This is a genomic window from Enterococcus sp. B2E4 (genome assembly GCF_030499455.1).
GTDB classification, from domain to species: domain Bacteria; phylum Bacillota; class Bacilli; order Lactobacillales; family Enterococcaceae; genus Enterococcus_D; species Enterococcus_D casseliflavus.
Map to the genome: position 1 here is coordinate 156,764 of NZ_JAUKPK010000005.1, position 16,905 is coordinate 173,668.

19 protein-coding genes are annotated in these 16,905 nt (G+C 46.1%); all 19 read left to right on the forward strand.

Annotated elements, in window-relative coordinates:
- The first annotated feature begins 12 nt into the window (after positions 1-12).
- The 19 genes from Q1X33_RS04765 to fliD all read left to right on the forward strand — a co-directional run bounded on the left by Q1X33_RS04765 (position 13) and on the right by fliD (position 16,856).
- The gene (locus tag Q1X33_RS04765; protein WP_005226626.1) at positions 13-723 is read left to right on the forward strand and encodes a cell division ATP-binding protein FtsE; all 711 of its coding nucleotides are present in this window, start codon (positions 13-15) and stop codon (positions 721-723) included.
- Positions 724-877: 154 nt separating this feature from the next.
- Positions 878-2,173 (forward strand): methyl-accepting chemotaxis protein, encoded by a 1,296-nt coding sequence (locus tag Q1X33_RS04770; protein WP_301969563.1) that lies wholly within the window; start codon positions 878-880, stop codon positions 2,171-2,173.
- An 18-nt stretch (positions 2,174-2,191) separates the two neighbouring features.
- A complete protein-coding gene (locus Q1X33_RS04775; RefSeq protein ID WP_010748543.1) occupies positions 2,192-2,695 on the forward strand; it encodes a chemotaxis protein CheW in 504 nt (167 codons plus the stop codon).
- Positions 2,667-3,176, forward strand: a complete 510-nt coding sequence (locus Q1X33_RS04780; RefSeq protein ID WP_005226629.1) for a chemotaxis protein CheD — start codon at positions 2,667-2,669, stop codon at positions 3,174-3,176. Before Q1X33_RS04775 ends, Q1X33_RS04780 begins: the two co-directional genes overlap by 29 nt.
- Before the next feature lie 15 nt (positions 3,177-3,191).
- Complete coding sequence (gene cheB, locus Q1X33_RS04785; protein ID WP_005226630.1) at positions 3,192-4,202, forward strand: chemotaxis-specific protein-glutamate methyltransferase CheB; 1,011 nt, start codon at positions 3,192-3,194, stop codon at positions 4,200-4,202.
- Between the two features lie 5 nt (positions 4,203-4,207).
- A complete protein-coding gene (locus Q1X33_RS04790) occupies positions 4,208-4,981 on the forward strand; it encodes a protein-glutamate O-methyltransferase CheR (protein WP_005226631.1) in 774 nt (257 codons plus the stop codon).
- Positions 4,982-5,002: 21 nt separating this feature from the next.
- Entirely contained in the window at positions 5,003-7,054 is a 2,052-nt protein-coding gene (locus Q1X33_RS04795) for a chemotaxis protein CheA (protein WP_005226633.1), read from the forward strand.
- Entirely contained in the window at positions 7,051-7,638 is a 588-nt protein-coding gene (locus tag Q1X33_RS04800; RefSeq protein WP_005226634.1) for a chemotaxis protein CheC, read from the forward strand. Before Q1X33_RS04795 ends, Q1X33_RS04800 begins: the two co-directional genes overlap by 4 nt.
- A 14-nt stretch (positions 7,639-7,652) precedes the next feature.
- Positions 7,653-8,015 (forward strand): response regulator, encoded by a 363-nt coding sequence (locus tag Q1X33_RS04805; protein ID WP_003129084.1) that lies wholly within the window; start codon positions 7,653-7,655, stop codon positions 8,013-8,015.
- A 19-nt stretch (positions 8,016-8,034) separates the two neighbouring features.
- Positions 8,035-8,424, forward strand: a complete 390-nt coding sequence (locus tag Q1X33_RS04810) for a chemotaxis protein CheW (protein WP_005226635.1) — start codon at positions 8,035-8,037, stop codon at positions 8,422-8,424.
- A 17-nt stretch (positions 8,425-8,441) separates the two neighbouring features.
- Positions 8,442-9,452 (forward strand): flagellar motor switch protein FliM, encoded by a 1,011-nt coding sequence (gene fliM, locus Q1X33_RS04815; RefSeq protein WP_005232756.1) that lies wholly within the window; start codon positions 8,442-8,444, stop codon positions 9,450-9,452.
- On the forward strand, positions 9,449-10,507 hold the full coding sequence (fliY, locus tag Q1X33_RS04820) for a flagellar motor switch phosphatase FliY (RefSeq protein WP_005226637.1): 1,059 nt from the start codon (positions 9,449-9,451) through the stop codon (positions 10,505-10,507). The genes fliM and fliY overlap by 4 nt, the downstream gene beginning before the upstream one ends.
- Positions 10,508-10,602: 95 nt before the next feature.
- Positions 10,603-10,878, forward strand: a complete 276-nt coding sequence (flgM, locus tag Q1X33_RS04825) for a flagellar biosynthesis anti-sigma factor FlgM (RefSeq protein ID WP_005226638.1) — start codon at positions 10,603-10,605, stop codon at positions 10,876-10,878.
- Positions 10,879-11,235, forward strand: a complete 357-nt coding sequence (locus Q1X33_RS04830; protein WP_005226639.1) for a hypothetical protein — start codon at positions 10,879-10,881, stop codon at positions 11,233-11,235.
- A gap of 11 nt (positions 11,236-11,246) precedes the next feature.
- Positions 11,247-12,770 carry a flagellar hook-associated protein FlgK gene (flgK, locus tag Q1X33_RS04835; RefSeq protein WP_005226640.1) on the forward strand — a complete coding sequence of 508 codons (1,524 nt, stop codon included), beginning with the start codon at positions 11,247-11,249 and terminating at the stop codon, positions 12,768-12,770.
- Between the two features lie 3 nt (positions 12,771-12,773).
- Positions 12,774-13,694, forward strand: a complete 921-nt coding sequence (flgL, locus tag Q1X33_RS04840) for a flagellar hook-associated protein FlgL (RefSeq protein ID WP_005226641.1) — start codon at positions 12,774-12,776, stop codon at positions 13,692-13,694.
- A gap of 137 nt (positions 13,695-13,831) precedes the next feature.
- Positions 13,832-14,914, forward strand: a complete 1,083-nt coding sequence (locus Q1X33_RS04845; RefSeq protein WP_005226642.1) for a flagellin — start codon at positions 13,832-13,834, stop codon at positions 14,912-14,914.
- A 102-nt stretch (positions 14,915-15,016) separates the two neighbouring features.
- Entirely contained in the window at positions 15,017-15,430 is a 414-nt protein-coding gene (locus Q1X33_RS04850) for a flagellar protein FlaG (protein ID WP_005226643.1), read from the forward strand.
- Between the two features lie 4 nt (positions 15,431-15,434).
- Positions 15,435-16,856: a flagellar filament capping protein FliD gene (fliD, locus tag Q1X33_RS04855; protein WP_005226644.1), complete on the forward strand. Its 1,422-nt coding sequence runs from the start codon at positions 15,435-15,437 to the stop codon at positions 16,854-16,856.
- The last annotated feature ends 49 nt before the right edge of the window (positions 16,857-16,905 follow it).

Here is a 16,905-nt window from a genome sequence, read left to right on the forward strand (position 1 = left end):
AGGAGAAAGAACATGATTCGCTTAACCAAGGTCAGTAAAAAATTCAGCAATGGCACGTTGGCATTGGCCGATATTTCTGTTGCGATCCCTCAAGGAGAATTTATCTATGTGGTGGGTCCCAGCGGTGCGGGCAAATCGACCTTATTCAAATTGCTCTTGAAAGAAGAAGAGCTTTCGGCTGGTTCTATCCAAGTCGGCAATGTCTTGTTGGAACAACTCAAAGACCGTCATCTCTATATGGTTCGACGACAAGTCGGTATCGTCGGACAAGAAGACCTTTTGCTTCCTTATCTGACGGTTGCCAAAAACGTCGATTATGCGCTGCAAGTACTAGGCACTCCCCGCAAGCTGCGTCAGGAAAAAACCGCCAAAGCGCTGCAACTGGTGGGCATGTTTCCTCAAAAGGATCACTATCCTGAGGAGCTTTCCGTGGGACAGCGCAAAAAAGTAGCGATTGCGCGGGCGATCGTCACAGAGCCAGCAGTCTTGATCGCCGATGAGCCCACCGCCAATCTAGATGCCAAATCAGCCGTTGAAGTCATGAAACTGCTCTTGCGGATCAATCAAGTCGGTGCCACGATCCTCTTGGCGACCCACGACAGTACGATGGTCAATACGGTCCGTAATCGGGTGGTCGAGCTGCAAAACGGTCGCTTGGTTCGTGATGAATATCAAGGCGGCTATACGCGCTTTGCTGATCCAAAAGATACATATGTCTGGTGAAGATGCTTAACTTTTCTAGCAAAAGATCCGATTAAAGAACTAGAAGATTGTTTTCATAATCGGATAAAGAAGGAGTGACCCAACGATTATCAAGTGAAGAGCGAATCTTGATAAACAGCACGACTGATCATTTTGCATAGGAAAGGATACTGTTATGAAGAAGAAGGTACAAGCTATCATCAAAAAAATCCGCTTGGCGACGTTGATTCCGCTAGGATTTACCCTGATCGTATTATTAGGATGCTATTTCTTCGTGATCCGCACCCACGGAGACGGACAAGCAGCAAAAAGTTTCTTTATTTTTTCAGTAATCGTACTGCTGCTAGAAATCGCAGTGTTAGTAGGAATGACCTATTTGGTAAAAAAAGAGACCCACTCGGGCATGGATACGTTATTGACAGAACTAGAAGCAGTCGGTTCTGGCGATCTGTCGCATATTGATGAGATCGGCAGCAGCGACCAGACTTCTCTTTTTGGGCAAGTTCAAAATCGTTTTCAAGGGGTTTTAAACACCTTCAAAGCGGTGATCGTTGGCATGCACGAAGAAAGCAGCCGAATGGAAAAAATGGTAGGCGGCTTAACGACAACCTCAAAAAATGCCAAAAATTCAATTGAAAATGTGCGTCAGACGATGAATGCCATCGCAGATGCCACTAGTTCACAAGCCTCCGAAGCGGAACAAACCTCCTTTGATATGGACGAGCTAGCCTTAAGTATCGAAGAGATCCACAAAGAGATCGAATTGATGAATGGCTATGTCGGTCAATCCCAAAGCAGCAATGTCCACAATTCAGAAATGATGTTCCATGTATTTGAAAGCTGGGAGATCGAACGGCAAAACCAAGCAGAATTAGTAGAAAGCATGAACGACATGAACGAAGATGTCCAAAGCATCGGTAAGATCGTTCAGCTGATCAATGACATTTCTGATCAGACCAACTTACTGGCATTGAATGCATCCATCGAAGCAGCTCGAGCTGGAGAAGCGGGCCGAGGGTTTGCCATCGTTGCGGAAGAAGTCCGCAGCTTGGCGGAACAAAGCAGTCAATCAACGAAAAGCATTCGTTCGATCATTGAAACGATCCGCAAAAAATCGGAAAAAGTGGTCTCTGCAGTGACGGATTCCTTTGAAAGCGGCGAAAAACAAACCAACAATATCAACAAAGCGATCGAGTCAGCCAATGAGATCTCTGATATTGTCGAAAAATTGGTTTCAAGTATTCAAGCCGTGGAAGCCCATATTACGGGGATCGTTGAGAAAAAAGACATGGTTCAAGTTTCCGTCAGCAACATTTCGGCTGCTGTTTCGGAAACCTCTGCCGGCACCCAAGAAGTAACGGCAAACTTAGAGGACTTCTACTTAGTCATCGAAGACTTTGAACGGAATGTACAAGAGATCGAAACGATCGCCACTATCCTTAAATTCCAAGTGGATAGTTTCAAATTCTAAAAAGGAGCAGTGACGCCAATGGAACAATACGTTGTATTTAAAAGTCATCAACAACTCTTTGCCTTGCGTATCGACTATGTGGTACGGGTCATTGAGGCTGCTTCTTTTACCCAGCTGCCGGAAGTGGCGGATTTCGTGCTGGGGATCCAGCCTTTTGAAGAGGCAATGGTGCCGATCATTGACATCCGCAAAAAGCTGTTTGATGAATTTACACCGGAAACTGGGCAAAATGTGGTCTTGTTGTGTCACTGGCAAGAGCAGGCGATCGGCCTTTACGTGGAAGAGATCGTCGGCATTTTACCGCTCGTTGAAAGTCCTAGCAATGCGGAACTAAATACATCAGGACTCAAGCAAAACTATATCGAAGCCTTTCTGAAAAAAGACGATGAACTTGTGCTGGCATTGGAGCTGCCGTTTCTCTTCAGCTATGAACAAGCCGCTGAGATGACGGCGGAGTTAGACGCCTATCAGACAGAGGAATTGGCAGCCGCCAATGACCATGACAATGATGACCGTGAATGAGGAACTGCATGTGGGGATCTCGGAGTATAAGATCGCCCAAGCGCCGACGCGTTTGATCACGGTGGGTTTAGGTTCTTGCATCGGCACGATCATTTACGATGAAGCCAGTCATATCGGCGGCTTGAGTCATATTATGCTGCCAGATAGTCAGCCTTTTTTGCACAAGCGGGAAATCAAGCCCGAGAAGTTTGCGGATTTGGCATTGCCAGCGATGGTGGCTGAGCTGGAACAAAAGATCCGACGGCCTCGCTTTCAAGCGAAAATCGTTGGCGGCGCCAATATGTTTCAGTTCCAGACGCTTAACGCTGCCAGCAATATTGGTCAGCGCAATATTGAAGCCGTCGAGGAAGTCTTGGCTCGGCTAAACATTCCGATCGTAGCCAAACATGTTGGCGGCAGCGCTGGTCGAACGATGATCGTAGATCTTCAGGATTTCAAGACCATGGTTCGGCAAGTCAAACAAGAAATCGTTTATTTGTAAAAGGAGTACAGGGACATGAAAAAAGTAATGATCGTCGATGATTCGGCATTCATGCGGAAAGTAGTGACAGATTTATTGAATCAGCTGCCTGATATCGAGGTGACCGTCGCTGCCCGCAATGGCAAACAAGCATTGGACTATCTGACCAAAGAAGCGATCGATTTGGTAGTAATGGATGTGGAGATGCCAGTGATGAACGGATTAGAGACCTTGCGGAGGATGAAACAGCAATCAGCCATTCCCGTCATCATGCTTAGTTCATTAACCAATCAAGAAACCACGATTGAGGCTTTGGCGCTTGGAGCCCGAGATTTTGTGGAAAAACCCGTCAGTCTATCGATGATCGAAAAAGAATGGATCGCTGAATTTCATCAAAAGATTTTGGCGATGGATCATGAAGTCGGTACGGTTCAAACCCTGATGCCAACGATTGCCCAGCCCACTAAGCTGACACAAAACAGCTTGCCGGTATCACTTGATGCGCTAGTCATTGGTGCTTCAACAGGCGGCCCCCGTGCTTTGCTGGGAATTATTCGCCGTCTGCCTGCGCGTTTGTGTTGCCCGATTTTGATCGTTCAGCATATGCCAGCGGGCTTCACGGCTTCCTTTGCAAAACGCTTAGACACAGAGACAACCGTCCGAGTACAAGAAGCAGTCGACGGCATGCGGATCGAAAATCAAGTGTATCTTTGTCCAGGGGATTACCACATGACGGTCCAACAAGGGCACCTGCAGCTGGACCAGCGAGAAAAACGGCATGGGACGCGGCCAACCGTCGATTATCTTTTTTCCTCAGCAGCTGACTACTATGGCCCGCAACTAGCGGCAGTGGTTTTGACGGGGATGGGAAAAGACGGCACCGCTGGCTTACGACAGATCCAAGCGGCTGGGGGCTATACGATCGTTCAAGACAAAGAAACGTGTACAGTCTTTGGGATGCCGCGGTATGCCATTGAACAAGGAGTCGTGGATGAAGTCCTGCCATTGCAGGGCATTGAAGCAAAAATTGCACAGATGGTCAGGTGAAGAAGATGGAAGAAGAATTTGCCTTATTTAATGCGTGGGTGGATCGCCGATTAGGGATTCCCTTAGCCGCATACAAAGAAAATCAAATGCAGCGCCGCATCCTTACGATCATGGAAAACAGCGGGGCAAAAACGTTGAGGGAATACCAGCAATTGATCGAAGGCGATGACGGGGTGCGGGCGGCTTTTTTAGCCCATATCACCATTAACGTAACGGAATTTTATCGCAACAAAGAACTGTTTGACGCCTTTGAACGCGTCTTGAAAACCATTGTTCTCCCGAAAACCACGCTGCCCAAAATTTGGAGTGCCGCATGTTCGATTGGGGCAGAACCCTATACGATCGCGATGCTGCTAGAAAAAAACCAAATTGCCGCAGCCAATGTCTTGGCTACCGATATCGATACGCAAATTTTGGCAAAAGCCAAGCAAGGACTCTATCGAGACCACGAATTGCGGAATGTCTCAGCGGCAGAACGTACCCGTTTTTTTGATGCAAAAGAAAAGAACCAGTTTCAGATCAAACCAGAAATCAAACGGCGGGTTCATTTTAAGCAACACGATCTTTTGAAAGACCCGTACAATGGGCCTTTTGATGTGATCGTTTGCCGCAATGTGACGATTTATTTCAAAAGTGATGCTCGGGATGCCGTCTATCAAAAATTCAGCGATGCATTGGTCCCAGGGGGCATTTTGTTTACGGGAGCGACAGAAACGATCAATTTTGCGGAACAATTCGGCCTCAAGAAAATCGATTCGTTTATCTATCAAAAAGTATAATTTTGTAAAGGAGGGACCCATTTGGATGACAATAGTGTCTATCGTACCCTTTTCTTTGAAGAAACAGACGATCATTTAGCACAGTTGAATGATCATGTCTTGCAATTGGAAAACGATCCAAAAGATAGCGCCTTGCTGAATGATATTTTCCGTTCTGCCCATACCCTTAAAGGGATGGCGGCAACGATGGGCTATGACGTCATGACGCAGCTGACCCATAAAATGGAAAATATTTTTGAGTTATTTAAAACTGGGACCTTGCAAGTGACCCAGCAATCGATCTCATTGATTTTCAAATGTCTGGATCGCCTGTCAGAACTTGTGGAGGACTTGCGGGAAGAACGAGACCTGCAGCCAGCTCAAATTGCCGATTTATTGGCCGAACTTGACCAAACGGAACATTCTGGCGGTATATCAACCGAGACAGAAGCAAGCCAAAAACCCACCGCAGTGGGCGCGTTAACCCCACAGCTTCAACAGATCGATCCTTCTGATCTGTATGTGATCGAGCAAGCGGCTGGAGATGGCTATCAAGCGGTCCAAATTGCTGTTCGCTTAGATGCCCAATCCATGTTAAAAGGTGCTCGTGCCTTCTTGATCATGGAAAAGCTTGGCCAAGCAGGGGATGTTCTTTATACAGAACCAGATGCCCAAACACTCGAAGAAGGCACCTTTGAATCAGATTTTTCACTGCTGTATTTGACGCAGCAAACACTGGCTGATGTCGAGCAAAACATCGCCAGCAATAGTGAGATCGAAGCCTTCGTGGTGGCACCGTTTGATCCATCAGCCGCTGTGTTGGAGGAGGCAGAAGAGCTGCTTCAACCAGTGCCGACCCCAGAGCCAGAGACTTCTGCTCTTCAACGAGCGACAACAGAAACGAAAGAAAAATCGCCGACGCCCGCGCATCATGCGTCCGCCCAAAATCAATCGATCCGAGTCGACTTGAATCGCTTAGATTCATTCTTGGATCTCGTGTCCGAATTGGTGGTCTATCGCAATCAATTAGAAGATGTCAGTGAGCGGGAAAACATCGAAGCAGTCAAAGACCCCTTAGAGCAAGTTTCACGATTGACCTCTGAGCTGCAAGATTTGGTCTTGCGGATCCGCATGCAGCAAGTCAATGTCGTCTTTAGTCGCTTTCCGCGAATGGTTCGGGACTTATCCAATGAACTGCAAAAGGAAATGGAACTTGTCATTTTTGGGGAAGAAACGGAATTGGATAAAACAGTAGTTTCTGAGTTGAGTGAACCTCTGGTCCATCTGTTGCGTAATTCTGTCGATCACGGCATCGAAGCACCCGATGTTCGGGAAAAACTGGGCAAACCGCGCAAGGGCACGATTCGCTTGGCGGCCTACCAAGAAGGCAATCGCGTAATCATTACTTTAGAGGATGATGGCAAAGGCCTTGATCCGCAAGTAATCAAAGCAAGTGCTGAAAAGAAAGGCTTAGCAACGGAAGGTCTTTCCGATGAAGCGTTGCAGCAGTTGATTTTCCATCCTGGTTTTTCAACGGCACAAGAAGTGACTAACATTTCTGGGCGCGGTGTCGGGATGGATGCCGTGCAATCCAAGATCACCCAACTAGGGGGTACGATCGAAATGAAGAGCCAGCCAAATAAAGGCACGCAGTTTGTGATCAAATTGCCATTGACTCTGTCGATCATTCAAGCGTTGATGGTTCGCGTCGGAGCAGAAACCTTTGCGATCCCATTAAATCTCGTCGAACGCGTGGTGATGGTCAAAGAAGAAGAGATCATCCAGACGGTCTCGGATGAGGTCTATCGTTTTCAAGAGGAGTTGATTCCCTTGGTTCGGACCGATCAACTCTTAGCGATCGAAGGCGATCCATCTGAGAAAAAATTCGCCATCATCGTCAACAATGACCAGCAGTTTCACGGCATTTTGGCAGATGAGCTGATCGGCCAGCAAGAAATCGTCATCAAGAAAATCGATCCATTGCTGCAAAAGCTGAATCGCTATCAAGGGGCAACGATTATGGGCAACGGCTCGATCGCACTGATCCTAGACATTCATGCCATCTGTCAGGAAAAAAAGGATGACCGCTTATGAGCTATACAGCGCTGCAGATCGATGGCCTAAAAGAACTGATCAATATCGGCGGTGGTCACGCTGCGACTAGTTTATCAAAGCTCGTCCAACAACCGATCGATATGCGGGTACCGGAAGTCGAGATTCTAGCGTATGAGGACCTGTATCAGCAGATCATGGCGGAAGACAAAGAAGTTCATGTGGTGATGAGCCAGATCGAAGGGGCGTTTCGAGGGATCTTCTTGTTTGTCTTAACGGATGAATCCGCCGCAAAATTGCGTCAGTTGATGATCCAAGAAAGCGATCCGTCTGAAGAATTGAAGCAATCGGTCATCAACGAGTTGACCAACATCCTTACCAATTCTTTTTTGATCGCTATCGGCCAACTGTTGGAAACCCAGCTGAGTGCGTCTTTACCAAGCGCCAGCTATGATTTCTTTGGCGCAGCGATCAGCTCCATCTATTTGGCGATGGCCCAGTATGATGAGCAGGTGATGGTGATCCGTAATGAGTTCGTCTACGCCAAAGAAACATTAGAGGCATCGTTATTTTTGATTCCAGAAATCGGTGTACTAGAAAACATATTTGATTCATTAGGAATTTGAAAGGGGCAAATACAATGTCAAAAAAAGTATTGATCGTGGATGATGCGGTATTTATGCGCATGAAATTAAAGGATATTTTAGAAAAAAACGGCTATGAAGTCGTGGGGGAAGCCCAAAATGGCCAAGAGGCTTTTGAAAAATACCAAGCAACGACACCAGACTTAGTGACCATGGATATCACGATGCCAGAAGTGGATGGCTTAGAGGCATTAAAAATGATCCGCACGTTTGATGCGCAGGCCAAAGTCGTAATGTGCAGTGCCATGGGACAACAAGGAATGGTGATGGATGCGATTCGCGCCGGTGCGGTGGACTTTATCGTGAAGCCCTTTGACACGGACCGCGTAATCACTGCCATCGACAAAGCCTTTGCCTAATGCCTAGGAGGATAGCGACATGCAGATGATTCTTTTCAAAATGGCTCAGCAGTACTATTTGATCTCGGCGGATTCGGTGGACGAGGTCATTGATGCCCCTTCCTTTACGAAGGTGCCCCTAGCACCAGAGTGGGTGGAAGGGCTGATCAATTTGCGGGGGTCTGTCGTAACGGTGATTCGTTTGGCAAAATTGATTCCCATCATGGAACCAGCCTACGAAAAAAACATATTGATCATGAAGAAGCAAGAGGAGACCAAAGGGGTCCTTGTAGAAGAAGTAATTGAAGTTCTTGATATCACCGAAGACGATATCCAACTAAGCAATCAAGAGACAGAACATGCCGTTGGGGTCGTGACGATCGGTGAAAAAGTAGCCAGTGTGATTCAAATCGATCACATGATTTTTTAAAAAAATGGGGGATTAGTGTGGATCAGGTATTGACGCAGCAAGAGATTGATTTATTGTTGAATGCGATGAGCAGCGGAGAGATCGATCAAGAAATTATTGAGATAGAAGACAAACAAGCCAAAGTGAAAGCCTACGATTTTCGCCGACCAACAAAGCTGTCGAAAGAATACGTCAATACCCTGCACATGATCTTCGAGGATTTCTCGAAGATGAGCAGCAGCATGCTTTCTACCCAACTGCGGACCAATGTTTCTTTGCAGTTGGCAGCTATCGAACAAGTCAGTTATGACGAATTTATCCATTCGATACCAAAATTTACTTTGTTGGGGCTCTTTCATTCGCAGCCTTTGAGCGGGATCCAAATGATCGAGATGAACCCACAACTGTGTATGATGTTGGTGGAGTTGTTGTGCGGCGGCTTGGATGTCTATCAAAACAAGCCGATCGAAATGGATTTTAGCGAGAAAAAAAGTTTTACTGATATTGAAACAGCAATCTTGGAAGAAGTGGTGGCACAATTTGTCCGGGTCTACCAAAATGTTTGGAAGGACATCGTTGCCTTGGATTCGGTTTTGGATGGAATCGATACGAATCCGCAATTGATGCAAAACATGTCGCCCAACGAACCCGTCGTGTTAGTGACCTTTACTATCAAAATTTTTGAAGTGAAACATTTTATCAATCTATGTATCCCTTATGTCTTCTTTGAAGGGATCATTGATAAATTAAGTTTCCGCAATTGGTTTGATAGCAATCAGCCAGTCAACCAAGACGATAGCCGCGAGTTGCAAAAAAGTTTGAATGGCGTCGGATTGAATTTAGAAGTTCTGCTGGGCCATGCTCAAATGAGTCTTTCTGAGTTTCTCCACTTAGAAGAAGGCGATGTCATCAAACTAGACAAAAAAATTACTGAACCATTGGAGACTTTCATCGATGGAAAACCTTACTTCCGAGCAAAACCTGGGAAGCAAGAGGACCGTTTAGCCATTGAATTATTAGACAAGTTAGAAGAGGAGCAAGAACTATGAGTGAACGTTTATCCCAAGCAGAAATCGATGCATTGTTGAATCAAAGTGCCCCAGCCCAGCCGCAAGGATTAGAAGAGCAAGTCAAAGTCGACATTATCGGCGAAGTTGGCAATATCTCCATGTCGCAAGCGGCGACGACGTTGTCTTCCATTCTTGATCGTCGGGTCAGCATCACGACTCCCCGGGTGTCTAAAATCAAATTTGGTGAGATCTTAAACGACCTCGTTGCACCAAAAGTAGCGACGACAGTTGAATTTAAAGAAGGCCTTTTAGGCAGTAATTTGATGCTATTAGAAGTCAAAGATGCCATCGTGATCGCCGATTTGATGATGGGTGGAACTGGTGAAACCAGCAACACTCAATTTACGGAACTAGAGCTAAGTGCTGTGGCAGAAGCTATGAACCAAATGATTGGGACTGCCTCGACTTCGATGGCGACGATGATCAGCCGCAAAGTGGATATCTTGCCGCCGATCGTCAAACTATGGGAGACACCAGAAAACATTGAGTATAGCGGGATCGAGGCAGAGGAAGAGATTTACTGTATCTCATTTTCTTTGCGCGTCGAAGGTTTGATCGAAAGCAAAATCATGCAGATCTTTACCGATCCTGTGGTCAACGATATCGCCAGTGCGATGCTGTCCGATGAAGCGACTGTCGTTACTCGGGAAACACCAACACCGCAGCCAACGGCACCCGTTGCTGCACCTACGCCAGAACCAGCGGCTGCATCAAAGCCCGTGGAAGTCAGCAAACCTGCGTTTCAAACATTGGCCTCCAGCGGAGTGAGCGATGGGGATAATTTGGACTTGATCCTTGATGTGCCATTGGATCTAAGTGTCGTCTTAGGCCGCAGCAAAAAAACCATTAAGGATATTTTATCTTTCAATACGGGGTCCGTCATCGAGCTGGAAAAACTGACGGATGAACCGCTAGAGATTTTGTTGAACGGCAAACTGATCGCCACTGGGGAAGTCGTGGTCATCAATGAAAACTTTGGTGTGCGGATCACCAACATTCTTTCGCAAAAACAACGCATCCACAATTTGCATTAATTTGAAGAAATCGCAAAAAGTTAAACATATGGGTTTAACTTTTTTGTGATTTGACCGATAGTAGAGGGTAGAAGAATGAGAACGGAGGAGAACCTATGAAAATCGAAAGAGGTTACGCAGAATACAGCGACAAGGCCATCAAACGTGAAGCGGTCAAACAAGAAAAGCCATCTGCTGCTCAGACAGAAAAAACCGTCGATGTTCAATTGTCCGAAACAGCTCAAGCTATTCAAAAGAGTGCCAATCAAACAGCCAGTCGCAGTGAGCGAGTGGCAGAATTGAAACGAGCGATCAAAGAAGGCACCTACCAAGTATCTGCCGAAACGATCGCAGATAAAATGCTGCAACAAGATGAAAAGCAGGTCGACTAGATGACAGAACGGGAATTTGAGCGTCGGCTTCAGCAGTTCTTGCGGTTGCTGCAAAAAGAAAAGACCTGCTTGATCAAAAATCAAGCAGAAAAATTACCAGAACTCGTCGAGAAAAAAACCGCCTTCGTACCCGTTTTTTCCACGTATGAAGGAACTCTTTCAGTGGCGATCAAAGAACTCATCCGCCAGATCCAAGTGCAGCAAGCCGAAAATCTCCTGCTGACGGAGCAAGCCATTAGTTTCCAAACTGTTTTGATGGATGCAGTCAAAGAAAATATCAAGACACCGGCAAATACGTATTCGAAATACCAAGAAAAACAAGCTGTCTCAACAGCGATCATCGATCAAAAAATGTAAGGAGTACTTCTATGACAGGACTATTTGGTTCATTAGGCACCGCAACCCGAGGCATGACCGCCAATCAAGCAGCGTTGCAAACCAGCAGCCATAACATTGCAAATACCAATACAGACGGCTATTCAAGACAACGAGTCAACTTGCAAGCCGAAGCGTCTTATCATTTAGCGGGTGTCGGCAGCATCGGTATGGGTGTGAAAGTCGGCAGTGTCGAACGGATCGTCGATGATTTTGTCATTGGACAAGTACGCAATGCCAATTCTACCTATACATATTATGAACAAAAAGCAGACATATTAGGACAGCTGGAAAGTTTAATGAATGAGCCTTCTGACAACGGACTGTCCAAACAGCTGGCAACGATGTTTGATTCTTGGACCGCATTAGCCAACAATCCTGAACTGGATACGTCTAAGACCCTTGTGCTGGAAAACAGCAGTACGTTTGCCGATACCATCAACCAAATGGGCAAACAAATGACGCAGCTGCAAAGCGATACGCTGGATACCATCGAAAAATCCGCGCTGGACTTCAATGAGAAGGTCAAACAGCTGCAATCCTTGAATGAACAGATCTATGGGTTGACGACGAGTGGTGAGACACCCAATGATCTTTTAGATCGTCGAGACAGTCTGTTGAAAGATCTCTCGGGTCTAGCAGGGATCGAAACCAAGACCGATCAGTATGGTCGTGGGTTTGTATCCATGAGCGGACAGACGATTTTAAGTGCGGAGGAACGCAATACCCTTAGTGTGGTGGTGGGACAAAGCGACACGGGCGCCTTGGTTTCCAAAGACGGCAACGCCTTGAATCCTGCCGAAACCATCACAGGGTCTTATCCAGCTGGAACCGTCTTGTTGACGAAAACCACCGACAATGGCGAAACCGCCTATACAGAATTGCCGATCAAAGAAGGCGCGATCGGTGGCCTGCAAGCATCATCTGGGGAGATCGGCAGCCGCTTGACGGAATTGAACAACTTTACGACGACGATCGCGCAAGCCATGAACATGGTCTTTACCGGCGGCGCTTCTCCTACTAGCGGTCTATTTGAGATCGGCCAAGATGATACTGGTACAGCGACGACGATTCGGGTCAGCCAAGCACTGTTAGATAACCCAAGTCTGGTGACCGGCGGAACGAGCAATGCAGCAGGAGATGGTTCAAGAGCTGCTGCAATGGCGAAACTCAGCAGTGCCAAATTGGACTTCCCGTTGTCAGAAAAGACGATCGCTTCTTTTGATTCTGAGACATTGACGTTTGCCAATGCAGCATCTGGCATGAGTGTCAGCAGCTATTTTAACAGCATCGTCACCAAAAACGGGATCTCAAAACAGCAAGCCGACAATACAGTCAGTGCCCAATTGTCGCTGCTGAATCAACTAGAATACAAAAATCAATCGGTGTCTGGGGTTTCATTAAATGAAGAAATGTCCGATGTGATTCGTTTCCAACAAGGATTTCAGGCCAATGCCCGCATATTATCGGTCGTTTCTGAAATGTTAGACACATTGATCAATCGAACAGGAGTGTAGACCATGCGTATTTCCAATTCAATCACCTACAATGATTTTTTACGAAATCTAGGAACCAACGCCTCCAAAGTCCAATCCACGTTGAATCAGCTATCGAGCTTAAAAGAAGTCAGCAAGTCCTCGGATAATCCGCTGCTGGTTTCAAAAATCATGGATCTCAATGTGTCGTTAAATCAAAACAAAACTTACAACAATACGATCAAAGACAGTATTTCTTGGACAAAAGCCCAAGATTCTGCTTTAGAAAGCGTCAGTACCTCGATGCTGCGGATTCGCTCGTTGGTTCAATCTTCTGCCAATGCGACAGCTGGCAGTGAGGAATTAGGGGCAAATCGTTCAGAGATCGAGCAAGAGATCGAAGGCATCGTTGAATCATTAAACACCAACTTTGATGGCCGCTATCTATTTAGCGGAACGAATACGACGACGGCGCCTTTTGAGATCGTCAAAGAAAATGACGCCATCGTCGGTATCAAATACAATGGCACGAGCGAAGACTTGCCGCGAGAAATCGCAAATGGGGTCTCGGTGGATCTGTTAGCCAGCGGTGATCGTCTGATGAACGAGACGGGCACCGCTGCGGATCCCCAAAATTTAAGCACCTATTTCAATGATTTGTTGTCTGCGTTGCGCAGTGATGATAAAGATGCTTTAGGGGGCGAGCTTTTAACCGCTCATGACCAGCATGCCACTAATGTGGTGAATGTACGGGCGCAGATCGGCACCCTCTACAATCGCTTGGAGGCGGCAGCTGATCGAAATGAGACGGAAAAGCTGAACTTGACCGAAACACTGTCCAACAAACAAGACGTCGATATTGCGGAAAAGTATATGGAATATCAAAATCAAATGACTGCCTACCGTTCAACATTAGCGATGGGAACAAAGATCATGCAGATGTCCATTCTAGATTATTTAAATTAACCCAAAAACTTTTGTTCTTTGCTGAGAGCAAAAGTTTTTTATTTTTTTTTAGAAAAAAGGCTTAACCCTGAACGGTTTCTTCCGATAAATAGTAGCAGAGGGAAACCTTAGCGAATAAAAATTAGGAGGAACTACACATGAGAATCAATACAAACGTTTCAGCATTGAATACTTACTCACGCCTAACGGCAGCAAATGCTTCTAAAAGCAATTCTTTGTCTAAATTATCTTCAGGCTTACGCATCAACAAAGCTGGGGACGACGCAGCTGGCTTAGCAATTTCTGAAAAAATGAAAGGCCAAATCGGCGGTTTGTCACAAGCAAAAAGCAACGCACAAGATGGTATTTCATTGATCCAAACAGCAGAAGGTGCATTAAATGAAACCCACAGCATCTTAGGCCGTATGCGTGATCTTGCGGTTCAAAGTTCAAATGGTACGTTAAGTGATGACGACCGCAGTGCGATCAACAAAGAATACACCGCATTGTCTGATGAAATCGACCGTATCAGCAATACCACTGAATTCAATACAAAAAGCTTGTTAACTGGTGAAGGCGATGATGCGAAATCATTCACTTTCCAAATCGGTGCCAACGCAAACCAAACAATGAGCGTTTCAATCAACAACATGAGCTCATCTGCATTGAAAGTAAAAGGCTTAGATTTAACACAAGCCATTGATACAAGCGATGCTAAAGCTGTTGCTGCAGCAAAAGATAAAGCAGTAGCGACTGCCTTCAAAGCAGATGCTACAACAAAATATGCAGCGGACGGCACAGTTGATGCGGCTGCTGGTAAAACAGTTGCTGAATTACAAACAGCCATCGATACAGCTGCTGATGATACAGCAAAAGCAACAGCTCAAAAAACATACGATGATGCTTTAGCAACATTTACCGCTTCTGATGAAGGCAAAGCAGCAGCGGCAACTGTCAGCGTTGAAAACAATCCAATCACAAAAATCGATGAAGCGATCAAAGCAGTTTCTGCACAACGTGCGGATCTTGGTGCGGCGCAAAACCGTCTAGAACACACAATCAACAACTTAGGTACAACACAAGAAAACCTATCTGAAGCAAACTCACGTATCCGTGACGTTGATATGGCGCAAGAAATGATGAGCTTTACGAAGAGCAACATCCTTTCTCAAGCAGCAACTTCAATGTTGGCACAAGCAAACTCAATGCCTAACAGCGTATTGAGCTTGTTACAAGGATAATTTTTGATCAAGTGAACCAATGACACAAGGACTGCCTAGGGGAAGCGCAGTTCTTGTGTTTTACATAGCAGCACAAAAACGCTTAGAAATGAGGAAGCTCTGATGGATATTCAGCCAATGTCAGGAATACACCCGATCGAAGCCGTTGCGTCGGTCGCTAAAGCACGTCCGATCGAATCCCTAGATCAAGAGAACGCCAACCTTCAGCCGCAACACCAAGAGGGGAAACTGGCGGAGAAAAAGGAACAGACAGTGGCCACTGAACCGCCGATCCACTATTTTTCAGTAGCCGATCAGCACAAGATCGCAGCCTCCGTGGAGGAAGTGAATCAGCGACTACTTGGCAAAGATATGAAATTGGCTTATGAAGTACATGAGCGCACGGGGCGTACGATGGTGCGTTTAGTGGATATGCAGACCAACGAAGTGATCAAAGAGATCCCGCCCGCCAACATGCTAGACGTGATTGGAAAAATATGGGATGACATGGGCATCGCGGTCGATCGAAAGGGATGAAAACATGGCAAGTGTAACCAGCAGTTCAGGAATCAGTACAACGCTAGGGAGTTATTCTGGCGTGACTTCAGAAGATATTGAAAAATTATTGGCGGCAGATGCGATCAACAAGACCCGCGCTGAGAATAAAATCACGTCGCTAAAAGCACAAAAAACGGCGTGGAGTGATATCAGCACTCGCTTGACTAACTTTTTGTCAAAAGTCGATGCATTACAAAAAGATGATGCTTATCAAACGAAAAAAGCGACGACCACCAATAGCAGCATCGCTTCAATTGCAGGAACAACGGAAGCTCCAGAAGGAACCTATGATCTAAAAGTCAACCAACTAGCAACAGCCACGAAGGTGACGGGGAGTCAAGTAGCTCAAAGCAGCAAAACGGCCCTAAATGTCAGTGGTCAGCTGTCATTGACCAGTTCGGAAGTCGATGAAGATGGCAAACCGATCACCGCTTCGATCGAGATCACGGCCGAAGACAGCTTAAAAGATGTGGCAGCCAAGATCAATAGCCAAAGCAAGACGACCTTCGTCGCGGCGAGCATCGTGGATAACCGTTTGATTTTAACAAATACCAAAATGGGCGACAAAAATTTCTTGATCGACGGCAATGCTGCCGAAGGGTTAGGGATCGGTTCAACTGCGACAACGACGCAAGGCCAACCGGCTATTTTTGAGCTAGACGGCATGAAGATCACTCGCGACAGCAACAGTGTGACGGATGTTATCGATGGTGTCACGCTGACGTTAGCGAAAAAAAGCGAGGAGCATGTGACGCTTTCTTTAGCCAATGATACCTCGAAAGTCGTTGATGCAGTGCAAGGATTAGTGGATCAATACAATAGCTTGATGAGTTTTATCGGCGACAATTTGACCGTGGGAGATCCTAGTAGTGAAAACAACAAGACGGGGACCTTGGTGGGAGACAGTGCGTTGACCCGTCTACAGACCCAATTGCGAAATTTGATCACCATTCCAGCCGTCAGCGGCTCAAAGCTGACCGCCAATAAGCTAGGCATCTCCACCGTTGATAATGATGGTACATTGGGACTGGATACGACAAAGTTAAAAGAAGCCTTAGCGGAAGATCCCGCTGCTGTGAAGTCTTTCTTTTATGCAAGTACGAAAACCAAAGAAGCCGATGGCACTGCGAGCACGAAAGAGACTGGCTATACACTAGCCCTAAAAGAATTAGCCAACAGCTATGTCGTCAATACTTCAGCCAATAAAGGGATCATTGCCACCAAATCTGCGACCTATGACAGTACCATCAAGGATTTAAACAAGCAGATCACACGGTTTGATGATATTTTAGCAATGAAAAAAGAGCGTTACATCACAATGTTTACCAAGTTAGACTCCGTGATGATGGAGGCTGAAAATCAGCTGAGCTACCTAAGCAATCAGTTTGCCAATACGTCAAACTAGGCTGGATAGCCGATTAAAGCAGTCATTTTTTCATTTGCATAAGAAACCC

Coding starts and splice junctions, on each gene's coding strand:
- Q1X33_RS04805 (WP_003129084.1), top strand. CDS start 7,653: ATGTCAAAAAAAGTATTGATCGTGGATGATGCGGTATTTATGCGCATG.
- Q1X33_RS04810 (WP_005226635.1), top strand. CDS start 8,035: ATGCAGATGATTCTTTTCAAAATGGCTCAGCAGTACTATTTGATCTCG.
- Q1X33_RS04775 (WP_010748543.1), top strand. CDS start 2,192: ATGGAACAATACGTTGTATTTAAAAGTCATCAACAACTCTTTGCCTTG.
- fliD (WP_005226644.1), top strand. CDS start 15,435: ATGGCAAGTGTAACCAGCAGTTCAGGAATCAGTACAACGCTAGGGAGT.
- flgL (WP_005226641.1), top strand. CDS start 12,774: ATGCGTATTTCCAATTCAATCACCTACAATGATTTTTTACGAAATCTA.
- Q1X33_RS04850 (WP_005226643.1), top strand. CDS start 15,017: ATGGATATTCAGCCAATGTCAGGAATACACCCGATCGAAGCCGTTGCG.
- cheB (WP_005226630.1), top strand. CDS start 3,192: ATGAAAAAAGTAATGATCGTCGATGATTCGGCATTCATGCGGAAAGTA.
- fliY (WP_005226637.1), top strand. CDS start 9,449: ATGAGTGAACGTTTATCCCAAGCAGAAATCGATGCATTGTTGAATCAA.
- Q1X33_RS04765 (WP_005226626.1), top strand. CDS start 13: ATGATTCGCTTAACCAAGGTCAGTAAAAAATTCAGCAATGGCACGTTG.
- Q1X33_RS04780 (WP_005226629.1), top strand. CDS start 2,667: ATGACCATGACAATGATGACCGTGAATGAGGAACTGCATGTGGGGATC.
- Q1X33_RS04770 (WP_301969563.1), top strand. CDS start 878: ATGAAGAAGAAGGTACAAGCTATCATCAAAAAAATCCGCTTGGCGACG.
- Q1X33_RS04830 (WP_005226639.1), top strand. CDS start 10,879: ATGACAGAACGGGAATTTGAGCGTCGGCTTCAGCAGTTCTTGCGGTTG.
- flgM (WP_005226638.1), top strand. CDS start 10,603: ATGAAAATCGAAAGAGGTTACGCAGAATACAGCGACAAGGCCATCAAA.
- Q1X33_RS04800 (WP_005226634.1), top strand. CDS start 7,051: ATGAGCTATACAGCGCTGCAGATCGATGGCCTAAAAGAACTGATCAAT.
- flgK (WP_005226640.1), top strand. CDS start 11,247: ATGACAGGACTATTTGGTTCATTAGGCACCGCAACCCGAGGCATGACC.
- Q1X33_RS04790 (WP_005226631.1), top strand. CDS start 4,208: ATGGAAGAAGAATTTGCCTTATTTAATGCGTGGGTGGATCGCCGATTA.
- Q1X33_RS04845 (WP_005226642.1), top strand. CDS start 13,832: ATGAGAATCAATACAAACGTTTCAGCATTGAATACTTACTCACGCCTA.